3 protein-coding genes are annotated in these 2744 nt (G+C 74.7%); all 3 read left to right on the forward strand.

All coding sequences use genetic code 11. From position 1 onward, the window contains the following. The coding region (locus tag ACWENR_RS30370) for a phosphopantothenoylcysteine decarboxylase domain-containing protein (RefSeq protein WP_452280373.1) at window positions 1-699 on the forward strand (699 nt) is incomplete at its 5' end. Between the two features lie 90 nt (window positions 700-789). Further along, the gene (metK, locus tag ACWENR_RS30375) at window positions 790-1983 is read left to right on the forward strand and encodes a methionine adenosyltransferase (protein WP_452280374.1); all 1194 of its coding nucleotides are present in this window, start codon (window positions 790-792) and stop codon (window positions 1981-1983) included. Between the two features lie 65 nt (window positions 1984-2048). Then, a partial coding sequence (locus ACWENR_RS30380; protein ID WP_452280375.1) for a primosomal protein N' family DNA-binding protein occupies window positions 2049-2744 on the forward strand: 696 nt, incomplete at its 3' end.

Here is a 2744-nt window from a genome sequence, read left to right on the forward strand (position 1 = left end):
GCCCGCCGGGCCCTGGCCCGGGGCGTCGCGGCCCCGGCCGACCTGGCCGGGCGGCACGTGGTGGTGACGGCGGGCGGCACCCGTGAGCCCCTCGACCCGGTGCGCTTCCTCGGCAACCGTTCCTCCGGCAAGCAGGGCTACGCCTTCGCCCGCTGCGCCGTCGCCCGGGGCGCCCGGGTCACCCTTGTCTCGGCGAACGTCTCGCTGCCCGACCCGGCCGGCGTCGACCTGGTCCGCGTCGGCACCACCGCCGAGCTGCGGGAGGCGACGCTGGCGGCGGCGGCCGAGGCCGACGTGGTCGTGATGGCGGCGGCTCCGGCGGATTTCCGCCCGGCGACCTACGCGGCTGGCAAAATCAAGAAGTCGGACGACGGCGAGGCGCCCACCATCGCGCTCGTCACCAACCCGGACATCGCCGCGGAGCTGGGGCGGCGCCGTCGCCCGGAGCAGCTGCTGGTGGTGTTCGCCGCGGAGACCGGCGACGCGGAGGCCAACGGGCGGGCCAAGCTCGCCCGCAAGCGGGCGGACCTCATCGTCATCAACGAGGTCGGCATCGACAAGGTCTTCGGCGCCGACACCAACGCGGCGACCGTCATCGGCGCGGACGGGTCGGTCAGCCGGCTGCCCGAACAGTCCAAGGAGGATCTCGCCGACGGCGTCTGGGATCTCGTGGCGGCGCGGCTGTCCGGCCTTTCCTGACGGCTGGAACCGAGCATGGCCGAAGGCCCCCGGCGCGGATCCGGATGACTAGACTTCCGCGGAACGACTTATCCACAAGCTAGGAGTGCCGTGACACGCCGCCTCTTCACTTCCGAATCGGTCACGGAAGGCCACCCGGACAAGATCGCCGACCAGATCAGCGACGGCATTCTCGACGCCCTGCTCACCGAGGACCCGCGCAGCCGGGTCGCGGTCGAGACCATGATCACCACCGGCCAGGTGCACATCGCCGGCGAGGTGACCACCAAGGCGTACGCCGACATCCCCACCATCGTCCGCCGGACCATCCTCGACATCGGCTACGACTCGTCGAAGAAGGGCTTCGACGGCGCCTCCTGCGGCGTCAGCGTCTCCATCGGCGCCCAGTCGGAGGACATCGCCCAGGGCGTCGACAACGCCTTCGAGCTGCGTACCGGGGCGTCGGAGAGCGCGCTGGACGCCCAGGGCGCCGGCGACCAGGGCATGATGTTCGGCTTCGCCTGCTCCGAGACGCCCGAGCTGATGCCGCTGCCGATCGCGCTGGCGCACCGGCTGGCGCGCCGGCTGGCGCAGGTCCGCAAGGACGGCACCATCCCCTACCTGCGCCCCGACGGCAAGACCCAGGTCACCATCGAGTACGAGGGGCTGCGCCCCGTCCGGCTCAACACGGTGGTCGTGTCCAGCCAGCACGCGGCGGACATCTCGCTGGAGTCGCTGCTCACCCCCGACGTGCGCGAGCACGTCATCGGCCCGGAGCTGGAGAGCCTGGAGCTGGACACCGAGGGCTACCGGCTGCTGGTCAACCCGACCGGCCGCTTCGAGATCGGCGGGCCGATGGGCGACGCCGGCCTGACCGGTCGCAAGATCATCGTCGACACCTACGGCGGCTACGCCCGGCACGGCGGCGGCGCGTTCTCCGGCAAGGACCCGTCGAAGGTGGACCGCTCGGCGGCGTACGCGACCCGCTGGGTGGCCAAGAACGTGGTCGCCGCCGGCCTGGCCGAGCGGTGCGAGGTGCAGGTCGCGTACGCGATCGGCAAGGCCCACCCGGTCAGCCTCTTCGTCGAGACGTTCGGCACCGAGACCGTGCCGGTCGCCTCGATCGAGAAGGCCGTCACCGAGGTCTTCGACCTGCGCCCGGCCGCCATCATCCGGGACCTCAACCTGCTCCGCCCGATCTACCAGCAGACCGCCGCGTACGGCCACTTCGGCCGCGAGCTGCCGGACCTGACCTGGGAGAGCACCGACCGGGCCGCCGACCTCAAGTCGGCCGCGGGAGCCTGACCGGCACCAGGCGCAGCGACCGGCGACCCGCGGACGGGTCGCCGGTCGCTCGCGTCTGCGTCGACGTGCCCCTGGCGCACCTGGACCGCCCGTTCGACTACCTCGTCCCGGCCGACCTGGACGCCGACGCCGTCCCCGGCACCCGGGTGAAGGTCCGCTTCGCGGGGCAGCTCGTCGACGGCTGGCTGCTGGAGCGGGCCGACGACTCCGGGCACACCGGCCGCCTGGCCTACCTGGAGAAGGTCGTCTCGCCGGAGCCCGTGCTGGCCCCGGAGGTCGCCCGGCTGGCCCGGGCCGTGGCCGACCGCTACGCCGGCAGCCTCGCCGACGTGCTCCGCCTCGCCGTACCGCCCCGGCACGCCCGGGTGGAGAAGGACGTCCGCGCCCGGTCCGAGGCGGCGCCGGACGCGACGGCCGCGACGGCCGCGCGGGACGCGGCGACCGCGCCCGATGCGGCGGCCGCGCCCGGCGACGCGGCGGAGTCCGTGGACCGGACGATGCCCGACGGCCGGGCCACGCCCGACGGGCCGCCGGCGAGCGGCGGAGTGCCGGCGCCGCCTCCGGAGCCGGTGGCCGCGCCCGACCCGGCCGCCTGGGGGGATTACCCGGCCGGGCCGGCCCTGCTCCGGGCGCTCGCCGACGGGCGGGCACCCCGGGCGGTCTGGTCGGCGCTGCCGGGCGAGGACTGGCCCGCCCGCTACGCCGAGGCGGTCGCCGCGACCGTCGCCGGCGGCCGGGGCGCGGTCGTGGTGGTCGCCGAC

This window comes from Micromonospora sp. NPDC004336, assembly GCF_053602615.1.